Source organism: Caulobacter sp. Root487D2Y (assembly GCF_001427165.1).
In the GTDB taxonomy this organism is placed as follows: Bacteria; Pseudomonadota; Alphaproteobacteria; order Caulobacterales; family Caulobacteraceae; genus Caulobacter.
In genome coordinates this window covers 783,104-799,784 of the sequence record NZ_LMFD01000010.1, presented here as the reverse complement: position 1 = coordinate 799,784, position 16,681 = coordinate 783,104, and the positions used below count along the sequence as shown (strand labels likewise).

Sequence of the window (16,681 nt, the reverse complement as noted above, 5' to 3'; positions counted from 1 at the left end):
ATCTCATGGTCACTTCGTCACGTCCTGCCCGAACCACTTGATCGAGATCGCCGCCAGCTGGCCGTTGGCGCGCAGGGCCTCGATGGCCTGGTCGATCGTCACCTTCATGGCCGGGTCGCGCAGCATGGCCACGCCCATGCCCTGGCTGGCGAACGGCGGGCCCGAGGCGACGAAGTCGGGCGTGGTCTTGACGAAATCGGCGGCCACCAGCCGGTCGTTGAGCACGGCGTCGATGCGGCCGGCCTTCAGGTCCTGGTACTTGGTCGGGTCGTCGTCATAGGTGCGCACGACGGCGGTGGGGGCGTTCTTGCGCAGCCATGTCTCGTAGTTGGTGCCCAGGCCCACCCCGACCTTCTTGCCCGCCAGGTCGGCCGGAGCCGCGATGCCGGTCTGTCCCTTCCTGACGATGATCTGGATGCCCGAAATGGTGTAGGGCCGCGAGAAATCGTACTTGGCCGCCCGTTCCGGCGTGATGGTGATCTGGTTGATGACCACGTCGATGCGCCTGGATTCCAGCGCGCCCAGCAGGCCGGCGAACGGGGAGGGGTGGAACTCGGCCTTGACCCCCATCTGGGCGGCCAGCGCCTTGGCGAAGTCGACCTCGAAGCCGGCCAGCTGGCCGTCCTTGTCCTGGAAGTTGAACGGCGGGTAGGTGCCCTCCAGCCCGATGCGCAGGGTCTTGGTCGCCTCCACCCGCTTGAGGCCGCTCTCGGCGCCGTCGCCGGCCTTGCCGCCGCAGGCGGCCAGGACGGCCGCCGCCGCGCCGAAGCCAAGGGCGATCAGGAGTTCACGACGAGCGGGGAATCGCATGCGAGCCTCGGAAGACAAAATCATCGGCGCATTTCTATACGCCCCGCGCGCCGCCGCCAGAGGCAAGCGTCGCCGAGGGCCCGCCAAGTCCAACCTGACCGCGATTTAACCTGACGGCGGGCTCCCGCTCTGGCTTCCTGCGAGGCCGTGAAGTTCGCCAGGGGGATTCTAGTGGTTCTGTTCGATCCGGCCGCCGCCACCGCAGCCTATCTGGCGCAACTGCCGCCCGAGGCCCACGCCAAGGCCACGGCCTACACCCAGGGCGGCCACTGGCTGCTGCTGTGGGGTTTCCTGGTCTCGGTCCTGGTCTCGTTCCTGATCGTGCGCAGCGGCGTGCTGGTCGGGCTGCGTCGCCGGCTGGAGCGGCGCAAACCCCGGCCGGTGGTGGTCAGCCTGGTGGTCGGCGTCGTCTATCTGCTGGTCGACAGCCTCCTGAGCCTGCCCTGGGCGGCCTATTCCGGCTGGTGGCGGCAGAAGCAGTACGGCCTGACCAGCCAGGCTTTCGTCGGCTGGTTGGGCGAGGCGGCGATCGGCACCGTGATCAGCGCGGTGGCGTTCGGCCTGTTCCTGGCGGCGCTGTACGCCCTGATCCGCAAGACGCCGCGCACCTGGTGGCTGTGGAGCGGCGGGCTGACGGCGGTGTTCATCACCATCATGATGGTGCTGTCGCCGATCTATATCGAGCCGATCTTCAACCACTACACGCCCGCGCCGGCCGGACCAGTGCGCGACCAGGTGGTCGCCATGGCCAAGGCCAACGGCATCCCGGCCGACAAGATCTTCGTCTACAACGGCTCCAAGCAGTCCAACGCCTACACCGCCAACGTCTCGGGCCTGTTCGGCTCGGCGCGGGTGGCGATGAGCGACACCATGTTCAAGCAGGGCGCCGACCTGGCCGAGGTGCGCGGCGTCGTCGGCCACGAGATGGGTCACTACGCCCACTATCATTCGCTGTGGATCGCCGGCGTGATGAGCGTCCTGGCGGTCATCGCCTTCTTCCTGGTCGACCGCCTGTTCGCGCCGGTCGCCGCCCTGATGGGCGCCGACACGGTCAAGGGCCTGGCCGATCCGGCCGGCCTGCCGGTGCTCAGCGTGATCCTGGCGGTGCTGTCGCTGCTGGGCACGCCCCTGACCAACAGCCTGATCCGCATCGCCGAAAGCGACGCCGACCGCTACAGCCTGGAGCATTTCAACGAGCCGGACGGCCTGTCCAAGGCCCTGGTCAAGACCATCGAGTATCGGGCCGCGACGCCCGGCCGGATCGAGGAGGTGCTGTTCTACGACCACCCGGCCGTGGGCAATCGCATCCGCCGGGCCATGGACTGGAAGGCGGCGCATCCGAAGGCGCCGTCAGCGTGACGATCAGCAGGGCGGGCCGACCCGCCGGCAAGCCGACGCATAGCGCGGCCTTGAAGCGGCAGGCGGCGCCGGGATTCCGATCGCCCCCGTCTGCCGCTACGGTCTGAATTCCGACGCGAAAATGACGGCTCCGCCGTCCGCGCCGATCGAGAATCTGGGCGAACTTTATTGAAGAGATAGAGACATGGTCCGACTGACTTTGATCGCCGCGCTCATGACGCTTGCCTCGACGACGGCGAGCGCGGCCGACCTCGCCATCGTGCACGCCAGGATCTACGCCTCGCCCGGCGCGCCGCCGATCGCGGATGGTTCGGTGATCGTTCGTGACGGCCGCATCACCGCCGTGGGCAGCGCCGCCAAGGTTCGTCCCGGGCACGACGCCCAGGTCATTGACGGCCGCGGCCTGGTGGTGACGGCGGGTTTCTGGAACAGCCACGTCCATTTGATGGGGCCGGCCTTCAGCGCCTCCAAGGGCGTCGATCCGGCCATCGCCTCCCGACAACTGGAGACGATGTTCACCCGCTGGGGCTTCACCACGATCTTCGACATCGCCTCGCTGCCGGGAGATGCGATGGCGCTACGTCGGCGAGTGGCCGCGGGCGAGATCCGTGGGCCCAACATTCTCACGACCGACGCCCCGTTTTATCCGAACAACGGCATGCCCGGCTACGCCAAGGAGATCCTGGCCGGCGCGCCGTCGTTCGAGGTCGGCTCGCCCGAGCAGGCGGCGGCGCGGGCCCGGCGCCAACTGGCGGCCGGAGCCGATGGGGTCAAGATCTTCGCCGGCTCCGCCGTCGGCGGGACCGTCGGCGTGCTTCCCATGCCGCTTGACGCGGCCAAGGCCGTGGTGGACGAGGCGCACCGCGTCGGCAAGCCGGCCTTCGCCCATCCCTCCAACCTGGAGGGCATCAACGTCGCCATAGCCTCCGGCGCCGACGTACTAGCCCACACCACGCCCGACGGCGGCGCCTGGCCGGCTGACACGGCGGCCCGCCTGAAGGCCCGCCATATGGCCCTGATCCCCACCCTGACGCTGTGGCAGGTGGAGCTGAAAAAGGGCGACGCCTCGCCAGCCGAGATAGACCGTTTCATGCGCGTGGCGCAGACGCAGCTGAAGACCTATTCGGACGCCGGTGGCCAGATCCTGTTTGGGACGGACATCGGCTATACCGACGCCGCCGACACGACGGACGAATATCGTCTGATGGCCGCGGCGGGCCTGTCATGGGGCCAGATCCTGGCCTCCCTGACCACCGCGCCGGCGGGGAGATTCGGCTTTCCGAGCAAAGGCCGGATCGCCACCGGGCTGGACGGCGACTTAACCGTTCTATCCGCCGATCCCGCAGCGGACGTGGGGGCCTTCGCCCAGGTCGCCTACACCCTCCGCGGCGGCCAGATCATCTATCGCTCAAAGCCCTAGCGCGCTGAGACCGGGATCGGCGAGACCCGACCCTCACCGTTTCCTGACGAACACCGTGCCCGCCGAATAGCCCGCGCCGAAGCTGCAGATCAGGCCCGTCTCGCCCGCCACGAAGTCGTCGTTGGCGGTGTGGAAGGCGATGATCGAGCCGGCCGAGCTGGTGTTGGCGTAGGTGTCCAGGATGATCACGTTCTCGCCAGGCTCGGGATCGCGGCCCAGCACCTTGCGACCGATCATCTCGTTCATGTTGATGTTGGCCTGGTGAAGCCACAGGCGCTTGAGGCCCGTCGGGTCCACGCCGATGTCGCCGGCGTGCTCGACGATCATCTCGCTGACCATCGGCACCACCTCGCGGAACACCTTGCGGCCTTCCTGCACGAACAGCTTGTCCTTGGCGCCGATCCCCTCGGGGGCGGTGCGGTTGAGGAAGCCGAAATTGTTGCGGATGTTGTTGGAGAACTGCGTCTTCAGCCGCGTGCCCAGGATCTCCCAGCCGCCGCTCGCCTGGCTTTCCTCCTCCAGGATCACGGCCGTGGCCACGTCGCCGAAGATGAAGTGGCTGTCGCGGTCGGTGAAGTTCAGGTGGCCCGAGCAGATCTCGGGATTGACCATCAGCACGGCCTTGGCGCTGCCGGTGGCGATGAAGTCGGCCGCCGTCTTGATGCCGAAGGTGGCCGACGAGCAGGCGACGTTCATGTCGAAGGCGAAGCCATCGATGCCCAGCGCCTGCTGCACCTCGATGGCCATGGCCGGATAGGCTCGCTGCATGTTCGAGGCCGCGCAGATCACCGCGCCGATCTCGCTGACGGGCTTGCCCCAGCGAGCGATCGCCTGTTTGGCGGCCTCGACGGCCATCTCGGCCAGGATCGAGATCTCTTCGTTGGGCCGCTCGGGCAGGATCGGGCGCATGACCTCGGGGTCGATGATCCCCGACTTGTTCATCACGTAGCGGGCCTTGATGCCCGAGGCCTTCTCGATGAATTCGGGCGAGGAGGGGGCCAGCGCGACGACCTCGCCGGCGGCGATCGCCTCGGCGTTGGCGGCGTTGAAGCGCTCGACATAGGCGTTGAAGGCTTCGACCAGCTCGGTGTTCGAAACGCTGAACGGCGGGGTGTAGAGCCCCGTGGCGACGATGACGGCTTTAGGCAAGGCGGCGGTCCCGGTGACGCTGGCGCGCCCTCCCAAAGGTGGGGGGCGTGTCTTTCGGTGTTGCGCGATCAATAGCACGCCTGACGCGGGCGTCACCTTTCCCCGCGCGGCAGGGAAGCCACACCCCGCCGGTTTCGGCCGGAGGAGGGGGAACAAATCCGCGCCGCCACAATCGCCACGGACGTGTCGAGCGCGACACGCAATGGCCTCAAACGAGCCCGCCACGGTCCAAAGGCGGCCCCATGGCAAGGCTACAGGTCAGGCCGAGGCGCTCCCCCAGCCTCGCCAGTACCAAGGAGTACAACAATGAAAACTCTCATGTCGGCGGCCGCTCTGGCCGCCCTTTCGGTCGCCGCCGTTCCCGCCCTGTCGCACGCCCAGGACACGGGGGTCTACGGGACCCTCGGCTATGCCGGCTCCCGCGCCGAGGGCGCCGACACCGGCGCGGTGCAGGGCCGCCTGGGCGCCAGGCTGACCCCGCACTTCGGCGTCGAGGGCGAACTGTCCGGCGGCGTCAAGGACGACAATATCGACCAGGCCGGCGTCCGGTCCAACATCGAGCAGACCCACCAGGCCGCGGTGTATGGCGTGGGCTTCCTGCCGGTGACCCCGAACATCGACCTGATCGGCCGGGTCGGCTACGGCAACAGCCAGTTCAAGCAGACCCTGGCCGGGGTCGAGAACAAGTTCGACGCCGACAGCGTCAACTACGGCGTCGGCGCCCAGTACAAGGTCGACGACAAGAACGGTGTGCGCCTGGACTACACGCGTCAGCAATACCGCGACAACGACGCGGCCGACGCCAACGTGGTGTCGGTGGGCTACGCCCGGAAGTTCTAGGCTCGGGAACCAGAACGAGAGACGCGCGCCTCGTGGAGGGGGCGCGCGTCTTGGTTTTCGGCGGCGCTAGCTGAAGACGCTGGCGGCGGCCTCGCCCGCGCCCTTCGGATCGGCCCCGAACCGATTGGGGCCGGTCGTGCCGGGCAACAGGTAGAAGACCAGCAGCACCAGGCTGCCGATCACGGGAAGCAGGCCGATCAGCAGCCACCAGGCCGAGCGGTTGGTGTCGTGCAGGCGCCGGAAGGTCACGGCGAGGCCGGGAATCAGCATGCCCAGGCAGAACAGCGAGAACAGGCCGGCCAGCGCGACGCCCACGCCGTTCATTTGGGTGTAGCCGGTCGGTTCGAGATTGCCGGTCACGCCCATAAGGACGAAATAGACGATCTCCACGAGGAAGATGAACAGGCCGAACAGCCAGAACTCCGAGCGGCGGGCGCGGCCGGAGAAGTCCGCGTACTTCTTCAGCGGCTGGAACATCAACGACATCCGAAACTCCCTGAAAAGTCGCCCGCTTCCTGGAGGGCGCTAGACCCTGGGCAGGAAATCGCGCGGCGTAAACACCTAAGGCTGACCTCGCGCCGCGGACGAAGGTCGAGACGCAAACGGCGCGCCGATCACGGCGCGCCATTCTTTTTTCCGTCGATCGCCGTGGATTCTAGACGGCGGGCGGAGCGGGTTCCACGCCCGGCGCGTAGTGGTGGTGGTGCACCACCGCGGGCCCGTTTCCATAACCCTCGCGCCCCTTGGGATCGGCCCCGTAGCGATTCGGGCCGGGCGTACCGTCGAGCAGGGTGAAGATAAAGACCACGAAACCGCCGAACGGGATGAAGCTCAGCAGCAGCCACCATCCCGACTTGTCGCTGTCGTGAAGACGCCGGACGCTCACCGCGAGGCTGGGAATGAACAGGCCCAGCCCGACGACGATGAAAAGCAGGCAGATCAGGCCGACCGCGGCGTTCATTGCAGGGTTGTTCGCGGCGCTTTCGGCGCTCGCGCCGCTCACGCTCGCCAGCCCGCCGACCAGGGCGAAAAGGACCATGAAGCCAAACATCAGCAGGACCTGAAGCAAGACGAACAGCCAGTATTCCGACCGTCGTGCGCGGCCTTCGAACTGGGCGTACTTGCGAAGCGCCTCGAACATCATGGTTAGTTTCCCCCGAAAAGCGCGGAACGCGCTTTGACAACTCTACCTGGAACCTATGGTCAGGCTTGGGAGGGGTAAAGCCGATTCCGACGCCCGCCGCGCCGCGACCGCACGTCGCCCTTGACGCTGGGAGCCCGGAGCGTGACGCTGGCGTCAAGATTTCGGGAGGAAGCGTCGCTTTGGACAAGGCGCTGTTGATTCAACTGCTGGGCTCGGCCGTGGCCGTGAGCCTGCTGGTGGCCATAGCGGCCTGGGCGCGGATTCCACGTCCGACCCCGCCGCTCGACGCGCGGAGCGCCCGCGCCCTGCTGGCCGAGGAGTTTCCCGACGACCCCGTCGACACCCTGTGGATCGCCGCCGACGGCGCGGGCCTGATCGCCCGCTCGGGCGAGCGGGCCCTGGTCGCCTGGCGCAAGGGCGACGGCTACGTGGCCCGCGACCTGGCCTGGAGCGCGGCCCTGGCGGCCAAGACCCACAACGGCTTCGTCGTCGTGAAGACCGCCGACGGCGCGCCGCGCCTGGCCCTGAAGGACGGCGTCTGGCCGCCGCCGCAGTTGGTTTCCCCCAACTTCGTCTCCGGGGAGGCCGCCGCGTGAAGACCTTCGACCCCGTGCAGATGGCCATCCCGTTCTTCGTCCTGGCCGTCATCCTCGAGATCGTCCTGGCCCGGATGGGCAAGGCCGACGCTCGCTACGAGGCCAAGGACACCGCCATGTCCCTGACCCTGGGCCTGGGCAGCAGCATCGCCGGGGCCATCCTGGGCGGGGCGATCTTCGCCGCCACGGTCTGGGTGTGGCAGCACCGGATCTTCACGATCCCGATGACCGCGATCTGGGCCTGGGTGATCCTCTTTTTCGCCGAGGACCTGACCTACTATTGGTTCCACCGCATCGCCCACGAGCGGCGGTTCTGGTGGGCCAGCCACGTCAATCACCACACCTCCACCCACTACAACCTGTCGACGGCGCTGCGGCAGACCTGGACGGGCGGGGTGGTCGGCACCTGGCTGCTGTGGCTGCCGCTGTCGTTCCTGGGCTTCCCGCCGGCCATGGTGGCCATCCAGAAGGGGATCAGCCTGATCTACCAGTTCTGGATCCACACCGAGGCGATCAAGCGCATGCCCAAGTGGTTCGAGGCGGTGTTCAACACCCCGTCGCACCACCGGGTGCACCACGCCCGCAACGCCCGCTATCTGGACGCCAACTACGCCGGCATCCTGATCATCTGGGACCGGCTGTTCGGCACCTTCATCCCCGAGGTCGACGAGGAGCCCTGCCGCTACGGGACGGTCAAGAACCTGGCCAGCTTCAACCTGTTCACCAACGTCTTCCACGAGTTCGTCGGCATGGCCAAGGACGTGGCCGGTCATCCCCGCCACGCCCTGGGCTACATCTTCGGCCCGCCCGGCTGGAGCCACGACGGCTCGCGCGACACGTCCCACACGCTGAAGGCCAAGTGGCGGGCACGGCTGGAGCGGGAAGGGGAGGCGGCTTCGCCCTTGAACCAAGAGCCCGCGCCGCGTTCCTAGGCCGCCGGGGCGAGGCCGAAGCCGGCGTCGTCGAACACTTCGAGCCGCTCGGGCCTCGGCAACGAGGCGTCGCCCCCCAGCCGCGCCAGGAGATAGGCCACGGCGAGCACCATGTCGGCGGCGTCATAGGGCTTGGGCAGCGAACCGATCGCCACGGTCTTGGCCGACCTGGCCCGGCTGACCTGCCCGCTGATCAGCAGGACCGGAATGCCCAGCGCCTTCAGATGTTCGGCGAGTTCGATGCCGTCGTCGCGCCCCGCGAGCCTGATATTGACCAGCGCCAGATCCGGCTTTTCAGCCTTGGCGACTTCCAGCGCCTCGGCGTGGCGGTCCGTCAGGTCGAGGACCTTGTATCCCGCGTCGTGCAACTCGTCGCGCAGGATCATCGCCACCAGCGCCTCGTCCTCGACGATCATCAGGGTCTTGTCTGTCTTGCCGTTTTGCCGCGCGGTCATGGTCGTTCCTCTCGTGGTCAGCCGCGGATCGCGTTGGGCTTGGGACGGGCCGCCGCGAGCGGCTCGCCGGCCGTTTCGGGCTCGTCCTGCACCAGGGCGATCTGGGTATGCTTGATGGAAACCTGGGTCCCAGGATGCTCCGGCGTCACTTCGACCGAAGCGTTCAACTGGCCGGCCAGCGCCCTGACGATGTTCGTGCCCAAACCCGTTCGCCTTGGCGTCGCCAGCGAGATGCCGACGCCGTCGTCGCGCACGCAAAGGACCCAGTTGGGTCCATGGAAATTGTAGTCGACCGTGATCTTGCCGGACCGCCCATCGGGAAAGGCGTGTTTCAGCGCGTTGATGACCAACTCCGTGACGATGAGACCCAGGCTGACCGAGACCCTGGCGTCGACCACCCCTTCACCGCCTTCGACGGTCAATGAAATCTGGTCGACGTCGCCGATCATCGAAGTCGCGATGTTTTCGCAAAGGTTCCTGAAGTAGGCCTGCACCTCGATGTCGCCGTCTTCGGAGGTGGACAGCAGCCGTTCGAGGGCGGCGACGGACATCACCCGATGGTGGGCGTCCTTGAGATGGCCGCGCGTCTCGTCCGACCTGGTCTTTCGCGCATTCTGCAGCAGGACGCTGGCGATGATCTGCAGGCTGTTGGCGACCCGGTGCCGGACCTCTTGCAACAGCACGCTGTTTTCATGCAGCGCGTCTTCCTTCGACACGGCGTCGGCGCGCATGTCGGTCACGTCCGACACCGCGACGAGGATGCGCGTCTGCTCGAGATCCAGATAGGTCAGCCGCCTGGCCTGAACGATGAGGTGGCGAACCGGACGCCAGGGCCGGTCGAGATCGATGTCGCGGGCGCCCGGGGTCCCTTCACCGGCCAGGGTCGCGGTCATCAGGGACCTCAGCGCCGGACTGTCCCATTCGCCCGCGTCCAGAGCGTAGAGCGGTTGGCCAGTCAGCTCCGCCGCATCGGCGCCGAAGACCTCGCAGAACGACGTGCTCGCCGCGATGACGGCGAGTTGGTCGTCCAGCAGCAACAGCGGCGCGGGCGAAGAGGTCACGACCGCCAAGGTCAGGCTCAGGGCCACATCTTCGGAAGTCGGCTTTCGAGCAGGCATGGTCAGCCTTCGGAGGTACCGGAGGCTCGCGGAGCGAAAGCCAGGGGCCGGGAGGTCGCGAGGCCGAAACAGACGTGAAAGGACGACGGCTCGGGATGGGTCGCGTGAGTTCATAACGGCTGTCTGACCCCGAGGTTGCGCCTGACCTCGGCCGCTCCGCCCGGCCAGGCTTCGTTCACTATCGATGGCCGGCGCCTGGGGGCGCTGGTCGCATGTGACGGTTGGTTTCGAGAGGCCAATGCACCAGGCGGAAATGTCCCCCGGAGGGGTTCAAAAACTTATCCCCATCGCTCCCGGCGTGTTTCTCCAACGAAAACAACGTCGAAAATCCACTTATCCTCCCTCTCTCCCGCCACGGCATAATCAGACCATCTCGAGGCGATGGGGAGGGCGCTAAGGCCTGCGACCTTCGCGGCCTTGGGGTGCGGTCGAGCGGGCGCGCTCGTCGGCGGGGGGCGGCGTCTCTTCGGGGACGGCGGTCGNCAACGTCGAAAATCCACTTATCCTCCCTCTCTCCCGCCACGGCATAATCAGACCATCTCGAGGCGATGGGGAGGGCGCTAAGGCCTGCGACCTTCGCGGCCTTGGGGTGCGGTCGAGCGGGCGCGCTCGTCGGCGGGGGTCGGCGTCTCTTCGGGGACGGCGGTCGCCAACCTCATCCATCTGGTGCCGGCCGGGCCTGAACACAGATACGGCGTTGGATGAGGGCCGGCGGCGCGACAGGCCTGGAGTGATCCAGGTGTTCCGGGACCGGGCGACGCGAGCCCGGCCCGCCCGTCGGGGGCCAAGACCGGCGAGGCCTGAACAGGGCCGATCGCCGGATCGCTCCTGGATAACGATCGCGCGGAGCGTCGGTCCTGGTCGAAACGGTATTTCTTCACAAAGCTTCCGGGCCTGGCCCGGCGCTCCGCGTCCCTCCCCGAACTTCANGGATAACGATCGCGCGGAGCGTCGGTCCTGGTCGAAACGGTATTTCTTCACAAAGCTTCCGGGCCTGGCCCGGCGCTCCGCGTCCCTCCCCGAACTTCAGCGGCCCGCCGCGTGAGGCGGCCTGGCCGTGTCCGCAAGAGGAGACCTGTCATGCCCCGTTCCCGCACCCGAGCCCGCCTCCGCGCCGCCCGCCCGCCGCTCACCGACAGCACCGACCCGATGGACGACGACAGCGGGCGCACCCCCGCGCGGATGGCCTATCTCCGCCGCAGCATCATCAAGCGGCTAAGGATGGCCGCGGCGAGCCGGGCGGCGAGGGCGGCGGCGCCCTTGAGCGAGGACTGACAACGAGGTGGGGACACGTTGACTTAACGCGAGTTGAGGTCGCAACTCTACCTTTGGGGGAAAAGCCCCAAGGGAGGCTTCAATGAAGATCCGGATGATGACGGCCGTGGTCGTGGCGTTATGCGCCCTAAGCAGCGGCGCGGCGCAAGCCCGGGCCACGATCAAGCCCTGCGGCGCGCTGGGCAAGGACGCCCTGGAGGTCGCGCGCAACTTCAAGTCCTGCGTCACGTCCAACGTGGCCTGCGCCGCGGTGGCCGGCCGCCAGGCGTTCGGCAACGCCGAGAAGATCCTGCCCGCCGCCGCCAAGAACCAGGCCTATCAGGAGGCTCGCGTCGGCGCCGACCGCGCGGGGGCCGGCGGCGTGCGCCGACTGGTGTTCCTGGTCGGCGGGACCCCGCCCGCCAAGCAGAGCGTGGTCAGCCAGTACTATTCCGACGATCATTACAGGACGTTCTGCCTGGTGAACTGACTCGGGCGAGCGCGGTCGTTCGCGCGTCCGCCCTCAGTCCCGCAGCAGAGGCAGGCTCAGCCCGGTGGCTGGCCGCGCCGTCAGGATCTCGCGACGGAAGCGGAACAGCTCGGCGGGGCGGCCGCCGGTGTCGGCGTCCTGGCGGCCCAGGCCCTCGACCAGGTCCTCGCGCTCGACCACGCGGCGGAAGTTCTGCTTGTGCAGCGGCACCCCGGCGATGGCCTCGACCGTGCGTTGCAGGGCCGACAGGGTGAACTCGGCCGGCATCAGCTCGAACACCACCGGACGGTACTTGATCTTGCCCCGGATGCGCGACAGGCCGGTGGCCAGGATGCGGCGGTGATCGGAGATCATCGGCTCGCCCAGGGCGGCCGACAGGGCGGCGGGCTCGGCCGGGTCGTGGCCGTCGGCCCGGGCTCGGTCGCGGGCGGCCTCGGGGGCCAGGCCGGCCTCGTAGAGCAGTTCGTAGCGCTCCAGAACCCGTTCCTCGTTCCACGGCGCGCCGTCCAGGGCGAAGGCCAGCCGTGCGCGAGACCATTTGCCGGCGTCCTCGCCCGCCCAGCGGCGCAGGGCCGGGGCGATGGCCTGGTCCAGCAGGGCGGGGCGGCCGTGGCGCCAGTCCTCCCACGGGAAGAAGGCCGACCACGGGGCCCAGGCGGTGTCGGGAACCTGGGTCTCGACGGCGGTGGGGGTCAGGCCCAGATAGCCGACCGAGACGACACGGGCCGCCCCGGCCCCCATCTCGGCGCGCGGCGCGTCGCGGCCCTCGTCGCCGAACGTGTAGAGCTGCTCGACATAGCCCAGCTGGAAGCGGGTCTGCTCGGTGACGAAGGCCCGCAGGCCCAGCTCGAAGGTGCGGTGGCCGGCCGGGTCGAACGGGCCGAACGGCAGGCCGGGCAGGGGGCTGGCCACGTCGGTGACGGCGTCGTGCGGCCGCACGGTCAGCACCACGGCCTCGCCGTCGCGGATGGCCACCACCACCGCCGACAGGCCGATGACGACCGAGGTGGACGCCCCCTTATGGTCCAGAGGGTCGGTCATTCGGTCTCGAACGCCGCGCCGGGCGCGGATTCGAAGCCGGCCGCGCGGGACAGCACGTGAAAGCGCTGAACATAGCGGGCCTGGGCCTCGAACGGCGGCAGGGGCAGGATCTTCAGGTCGTAGCCGGGCGGCGGCGGCCCGAAGATCGCCAGGGATTCGGCGTGCTCGAACCCGGCCAGCTGGGTGGCCTCGAAGAAGGCGCAGGCCCGGTCGGCCTGCTTGATCAGTTTCTTGATCATCGGCGGCGTCTTCGGCGGCAGGCCGAAGCGGATGTGGATGGCGTCCTCCAGCCGGGCCTCGAAGTCCTTGTAGCTGACGCCCAGGGCCGCCTTGAACGGGCTGATCATGTCGCCGATCACGTACTCGCTGGCGTCGTGCAGCAAGGCGGCCAGCCGCCATTTCGGCTCGAGGTCGGGGCGGATGTGGGCGGCGATCTCCTCGACCACGACGCTGTGCTGGGCCACCGAGAAGCCGTGCTCGCCGGTGGTCTGGCCGTTCCAGCGCGCCACCCGGGCCAGGCCGTGGGCGATGTCCTCGATCTCGATGTCCATCGGCGAGGGATCCAGCAGGTCGAGCCTGCGTCCCGACAGCATGCGCTGCCACGCCCGGGGCGGAGTTTTATGCAGCCCTTTGGCCACGAGATCGTTCCTTACGGTGAAGGTGCAGGCCTTACCGAGTCTGGACTGGCCCATTGGTTGACAAAGATCAATGAGGGGCGGGTCGTTGCTTGTGGATATGGACCTGTGGAAACGCCTTCGCCGTTTGGAAGGCTTGGCCATTGAGGCATGAGTGAGAGGTCGATCATGAGCTGGGCGAGAATCATGGCGCCGTTGGCAGGCGCGGCCAGCGACCGGGGGCTCCTGGAGTCGGCCAGGGTGCTGGCCGAGGGCTTCGACGCCCAGCTGGTCTGCGTCCACGCCCCGGCCGACATGGCCGACCTGATGCCCTGGATGGGCGAGGGCTTCATGGGCGGCGTGCAGGTCACGGCCCTGGAAAGCCTGAAGGAAGCCGCCATCGAGGGCCACCACGCGGTCGACAAGATGGTGGCCGAGCTGGGCTATGCCCGCAGCACGGCGATCAGCCTGGACTCGCCGGTCTGGGCGGGCCTGGCCATGGAGGGACGGCTGTCGGACGTGATCGTCTTCGACAGCGCCGCCGCGCGCGGCAAGGGCCCTCTGGCCGAGGCGTTCCAGCAGATGATCGCCGACGAGCAGCGGCCCGTGGTCGTCGCGCGTCCGGGGTTGAAGGTCGGCGGAACCGTCATGGTGGCGTGGGACGGCGGCAAGGAGGCCAGCCGGGCCATGCGCACCGCGCTGCCGCTGCTGCAGAAGGCCGCCAAGGTCGTCGTGGCCGGCGCGCCGGGCGCCTCGTCGCGGAGTTTCGCCCTGGAGCGCCTGATCGAATTCCTGGCCGCGCGCGGCGTGACGGCCACGGCCAAGCTCGTGGAGGGTTCGGGCGGCGACGCAGCGAGCCTGCTGCTGGGGGCGGCCAAGGAGGTCGGGGCCGACTTCCTGGTGGCCGGCGCCTTCGGCCATCCGCGCCTGCAAGAGTTTATCTTCGGGGGCACCACCCGAAGCCTGCTGAACAGCGACGGGCCCTCGCTGTTCCTGTCTCACTAGAGTGTTGTTTTCGTCGAAGAAGGAGGACGTTCGAATGTCCCTGTCACGCATCGTCATGCGCCTGGCCCGCAATCCCGGCACCGAGTTCGCGGGGGGCGACGATCACCGGGGCTACGCCCTGACCGCGCCGCTCACCGCGGATGGCCTGCTGGACGCGGCCGCCTACGCCAAGGCCAAGGACGAGTGCGTGGTGCGCCGCTTCGCCCCGGACGAGGAGGCCGCCGACGGCCGCCTGAACCGTCGCGGCGAGCGCTGGTTCTTCGACTATGACGAAAGCGAGGAGATCGACGACGAGCCCGTCCACCGCCTGGGCCAGCACCGCTTCGCCCTGGGCGAATACGTCACCGTCACCGACGAGGACGGCCGGCCGCTGACCTACAAGGTGATGGAGGTGACGCCGGTCTGAGGGCGCGTTGGCTGCTAGCATCTGCGCTTCGACCTTTTCCCGCCACCTCTCAGCCGTCCCCGGGCCTTGTGCCCGGGACCCCTCTATCCGTCGCAAGTGCGGAAGAGTGGCGCGCCAGCGCGCCATTGCGCTTCACCGTCAGCTGAACCAGGGGTCCCGGGCACAAGGCCCGGGATGACGGTGTGAAGAGGGAATGGGTTCTCGCCATCGGGAAGGGATCAGCCGCCGACGTTGTGTCTCACCAGCGTCTTCATGTCCTCGAAGATGTCGTGGTCGCTGCCGTCGCGGCCCTTGGCCTTGACCACGGCCACGGCCAGCGGACCGCCCTTGGGGCCGCGGGCTTCGTAGCCGACGACGCGGTAGCCGCTGGCCGCCTTGTCGCTGGCCAGGATCAGGGTGGCGCGCACGCCGTCGCCGCCGCGGCGCTGGCGGATCTGGGCGCCGTCGTCGGTGGCGTGGATCTCGGTGTCGCCCTCGTCGTCGTTGCTGGAGTTGACGCTGACCGTCGAATTGTCGCCCCGCTCGGTGACGTTCTTGGCGACCTTCACCTCGGCCGAGCCGTCGTTGGCGTTGATCGTCAGGCCGCCGATCCGGATGTCGGCGCCCTTGTCGTGGGCGTCGATCTTGACGCCGGGCAGGCGGATGCGGGCGCTGTCGTGGCCTCGCGTCCCGGGCGGCGGCGGGGGCGGGGGCGCCTTCATGGCCGGCATCAGGGTCTTCAGGTCGGCCTCGATCGGCGCCAGGGCGGCCTCGGCGTCGCCGCCGTTCAGGGCGACCAGGCTCAGGGTCACCTCTGCGTTCTGGCCGGCATAGAGGCAGCTCTGGCCGTCGGCGGCGGCGCTGACGCGGGTCAGCTCGCCCTGCCGGTCGGGGCAATCCAGCCGGCTGATCGCCCGTAGCGCCGCGTGCTTGCCGGGCGGCTTGCGCTCGTCGTGCTTGACGTCGATCTTGGGTGAGCAGGCGGCCAGCGAGCAGGCGGCCAGGCTCAGGGCCAGCAGCGGCAGGTGTCGCATCAGAGGAATCTCCCGTTCGGCGCGAACGTGATCTGGCGGCGGTCGGAAATCCAATGAAATCGCGGTAACGGCCGCTACTGTCCCGCCTACTGGCCTGGGCGGGCCCCCGAACCCTCGCGGCGGGCCAGGAAGGCCAGGCGCTCGAACAGGTGGACGTCCTGCTCGTTCTTCAGCAGGGCGCCGTGCAGCGGCGGGATCAGCTTGGTCGGATCCTTCTCGCGCAGGGTGGTCTCGTCGATGTCCTCGACTAGCAGCAATTTCAGCCAGTCCAGCAGCTCCGAGGTCGAGGGCTTCTTCTTCAGGCCCGGCACCTTGCGCATGTCGTAGAAGATCCGCAGGGCCTCGGCGACCAGCTTCTGCTTGATGCCCGGGAAGTGCACGTCGACGATGGCCTGCATCGTCGCCTCCTCCGGGAAGCGGATGTAGTGGAAGAAACAGCGGCGCAGGAAGGCGTCCGGCAGCTCCTTCTCGTTGTTCGAGGTGATGATGATGATCGGCCGGACCTTGGCGGCGATCGTCTCGTTGGTCTCGTAGACGTAGAACTCGTTGCGATCGAGCTCCTGCAGCAGGTCGTTGGGGAACTCGATGTCGGCCTTGTCGATCTCGTCGATCAGCAGAACGGGGCGGGACGGAGCCTCGAAGGCCTCCCACAGCTTGCCCTTCTTGATGTAGTTGCGGACGTCCTTGACCCGCTCGTCGCCCAGCTGGCTGTCGCGCAGGCGGGTCACGGCGTCATACTCGTAGAGGCCCTGCTGGGCCTTGGTGGTCGACTTGATGTGCCAGGTCAGCAGCGGCGCGTTCATCGCCTTGGCCACCTCGTAGGCCAGCACCGTCTTGCCGGTGCCGGGTTCGCCCTTGATCAGCAGGGGACGTTCCAATGCGACGGCGGCGTTGACGGCCACCTTCAGGTCATCGGTTGCGACGTAATCGGCGGTGCCTTCGAAGCGCGAGCTCATACGGTTTCCTGACGGCGGCTCCAGCGAACCGCCTCGAACAGTTGTTCAAATCAGGACTAACCTACAGACCAACGGTCGG

General features: G+C 68.1%; 18 protein-coding genes and 1 pseudogene. 9 read left to right on the top strand and 10 right to left on the bottom strand.

Features of this window, described 5'->3' with window-relative positions; translation table 11 throughout:
* Positions 1–9: 9 nt before the first annotated feature.
* Entirely contained in the window at positions 10–810 is an 801-nt protein-coding gene (gene tcyJ / locus ASD38_RS13540; protein ID WP_056460590.1) for a cystine ABC transporter substrate-binding protein, read from the bottom strand.
* Between the two features lie 171 nt (positions 811–981).
* Here tcyJ and ASD38_RS13535 point away from each other — a divergent pair, with 171 nt between their 5' ends.
* Together ASD38_RS13535 and ASD38_RS13530 are read left to right on the top strand one after the other, a co-directional pair.
* The gene (locus tag ASD38_RS13535; RefSeq protein ID WP_056460587.1) at positions 982–2,169 is read left to right on the top strand and encodes a M48 family metalloprotease; all 1,188 of its coding nucleotides are present in this window, start codon (positions 982–984) and stop codon (positions 2,167–2,169) included.
* 184 nt (positions 2,170–2,353) lie between these two features.
* The gene (locus tag ASD38_RS13530; RefSeq protein ID WP_056460584.1) at positions 2,354–3,589 is read left to right on the top strand and encodes an amidohydrolase family protein; all 1,236 of its coding nucleotides are present in this window, start codon (positions 2,354–2,356) and stop codon (positions 3,587–3,589) included.
* A 33-nt stretch (positions 3,590–3,622) separates the two neighbouring features.
* Here ASD38_RS13530 and ASD38_RS13525 read toward each other — a convergent pair whose 3' ends face one another.
* Complete coding sequence (locus tag ASD38_RS13525) at positions 3,623–4,738, bottom strand: beta-ketoacyl-ACP synthase III (protein ID WP_056461432.1); 1,116 nt, start codon at positions 4,736–4,738, stop codon at positions 3,623–3,625.
* A 306-nt stretch (positions 4,739–5,044) separates the two neighbouring features.
* On the opposite strand from ASD38_RS13525, the gene ASD38_RS13520 reads away from it, so the two are divergent.
* Positions 5,045–5,578 carry a porin family protein gene (locus ASD38_RS13520; protein WP_056444228.1) on the top strand — a complete coding sequence of 178 codons (534 nt, stop codon included), beginning with the start codon at positions 5,045–5,047 and terminating at the stop codon, positions 5,576–5,578.
* A gap of 66 nt (positions 5,579–5,644) precedes the next feature.
* Here the strand turns inward: ASD38_RS13520 and ASD38_RS13515 are convergent, their stop codons facing one another.
* Both ASD38_RS13515 and ASD38_RS13510 read right to left on the bottom strand, forming a co-directional pair.
* Positions 5,645–6,064, bottom strand: a complete 420-nt coding sequence (locus ASD38_RS13515) for a DUF805 domain-containing protein (RefSeq protein WP_056460581.1) — start codon at positions 6,062–6,064, stop codon at positions 5,645–5,647.
* A gap of 169 nt (positions 6,065–6,233) precedes the next feature.
* A complete protein-coding gene (locus ASD38_RS13510) occupies positions 6,234–6,722 on the bottom strand; it encodes a DUF805 domain-containing protein (protein ID WP_056444221.1) in 489 nt (162 codons plus the stop codon).
* Positions 6,723–6,901: 179 nt separating this feature from the next.
* Between ASD38_RS13510 and ASD38_RS13505 the strand changes: the two genes are divergently transcribed.
* Together ASD38_RS13505 and ASD38_RS13500 are read left to right on the top strand one after the other, a co-directional pair.
* Complete coding sequence (locus ASD38_RS13505; RefSeq protein ID WP_056460578.1) at positions 6,902–7,318, top strand: hypothetical protein; 417 nt, start codon at positions 6,902–6,904, stop codon at positions 7,316–7,318.
* Positions 7,319–7,338: 20 nt separating this feature from the next.
* A complete protein-coding gene (locus ASD38_RS13500; RefSeq protein ID WP_056461429.1) occupies positions 7,339–8,250 on the top strand; it encodes a sterol desaturase family protein in 912 nt (303 codons plus the stop codon).
* Here ASD38_RS13500 and ASD38_RS13495 read toward each other — a convergent pair.
* Both ASD38_RS13495 and ASD38_RS13490 read right to left on the bottom strand, forming a co-directional pair.
* Complete coding sequence (locus ASD38_RS13495) at positions 8,247–8,705, bottom strand: response regulator (protein ID WP_056444212.1); 459 nt, start codon at positions 8,703–8,705, stop codon at positions 8,247–8,249. The two genes, ASD38_RS13500 and ASD38_RS13495, sit on opposite strands and share 4 nt — an antisense overlap.
* Before the next feature lie 17 nt (positions 8,706–8,722).
* Positions 8,723–9,766 carry a sensor histidine kinase gene (locus tag ASD38_RS13490; protein WP_235523858.1) on the bottom strand — a complete coding sequence of 348 codons (1,044 nt, stop codon included), beginning with the start codon at positions 9,764–9,766 and terminating at the stop codon, positions 8,723–8,725.
* Between the two features lie 1,137 nt (positions 9,767–10,903).
* On the opposite strand from ASD38_RS13490, the gene ASD38_RS13485 reads away from it, so the two are divergent.
* Together ASD38_RS13485 and ASD38_RS13480 are read left to right on the top strand one after the other, a co-directional pair.
* Complete coding sequence (locus tag ASD38_RS13485; protein ID WP_056439996.1) at positions 10,904–11,098, top strand: hypothetical protein; 195 nt, start codon at positions 10,904–10,906, stop codon at positions 11,096–11,098.
* 82 nt (positions 11,099–11,180) lie between these two features.
* Positions 11,181–11,567, top strand: a complete 387-nt coding sequence (locus ASD38_RS13480; protein ID WP_056460572.1) for a ribonuclease domain-containing protein — start codon at positions 11,181–11,183, stop codon at positions 11,565–11,567.
* Between the two features lie 33 nt (positions 11,568–11,600).
* Here ASD38_RS13480 and ASD38_RS13475 read toward each other — a convergent pair.
* Together ASD38_RS13475 and ASD38_RS13470 are read right to left on the bottom strand one after the other, a co-directional pair.
* Positions 11,601–12,681: pseudogene (locus ASD38_RS13475) on the bottom strand (NUDIX hydrolase).
* Entirely contained in the window at positions 12,605–13,246 is a 642-nt protein-coding gene (locus tag ASD38_RS13470) for a YfbR-like 5'-deoxynucleotidase (RefSeq protein ID WP_156390702.1), read from the bottom strand. Before ASD38_RS13470 ends, ASD38_RS13475 begins: the two are co-directional and overlap by 77 nt.
* A gap of 165 nt (positions 13,247–13,411) precedes the next feature.
* On the opposite strand from ASD38_RS13470, the gene ASD38_RS13465 reads away from it, so the two are divergent.
* Together ASD38_RS13465 and ASD38_RS13460 are read left to right on the top strand one after the other, a co-directional pair.
* The gene (locus ASD38_RS13465; RefSeq protein ID WP_056439988.1) at positions 13,412–14,227 is read left to right on the top strand and encodes a universal stress protein; all 816 of its coding nucleotides are present in this window, start codon (positions 13,412–13,414) and stop codon (positions 14,225–14,227) included.
* Between the two features lie 34 nt (positions 14,228–14,261).
* Positions 14,262–14,633 (top strand): hypothetical protein, encoded by a 372-nt coding sequence (locus ASD38_RS13460; RefSeq protein ID WP_056439986.1) that lies wholly within the window; start codon positions 14,262–14,264, stop codon positions 14,631–14,633.
* A gap of 218 nt (positions 14,634–14,851) precedes the next feature.
* On the opposite strand, the gene ASD38_RS13455 is transcribed toward ASD38_RS13460, so the two are convergent.
* Both ASD38_RS13455 and ASD38_RS13450 read right to left on the bottom strand, forming a co-directional pair.
* Positions 14,852–15,646 (bottom strand): hypothetical protein, encoded by a 795-nt coding sequence (locus tag ASD38_RS13455; protein ID WP_056439985.1) that lies wholly within the window; start codon positions 15,644–15,646, stop codon positions 14,852–14,854.
* Between the two features lie 86 nt (positions 15,647–15,732).
* Complete coding sequence (locus tag ASD38_RS13450) at positions 15,733–16,602, bottom strand: AAA family ATPase (RefSeq protein WP_056439983.1); 870 nt, start codon at positions 16,600–16,602, stop codon at positions 15,733–15,735.
* Positions 16,603–16,681 lie beyond the last annotated feature (79 nt).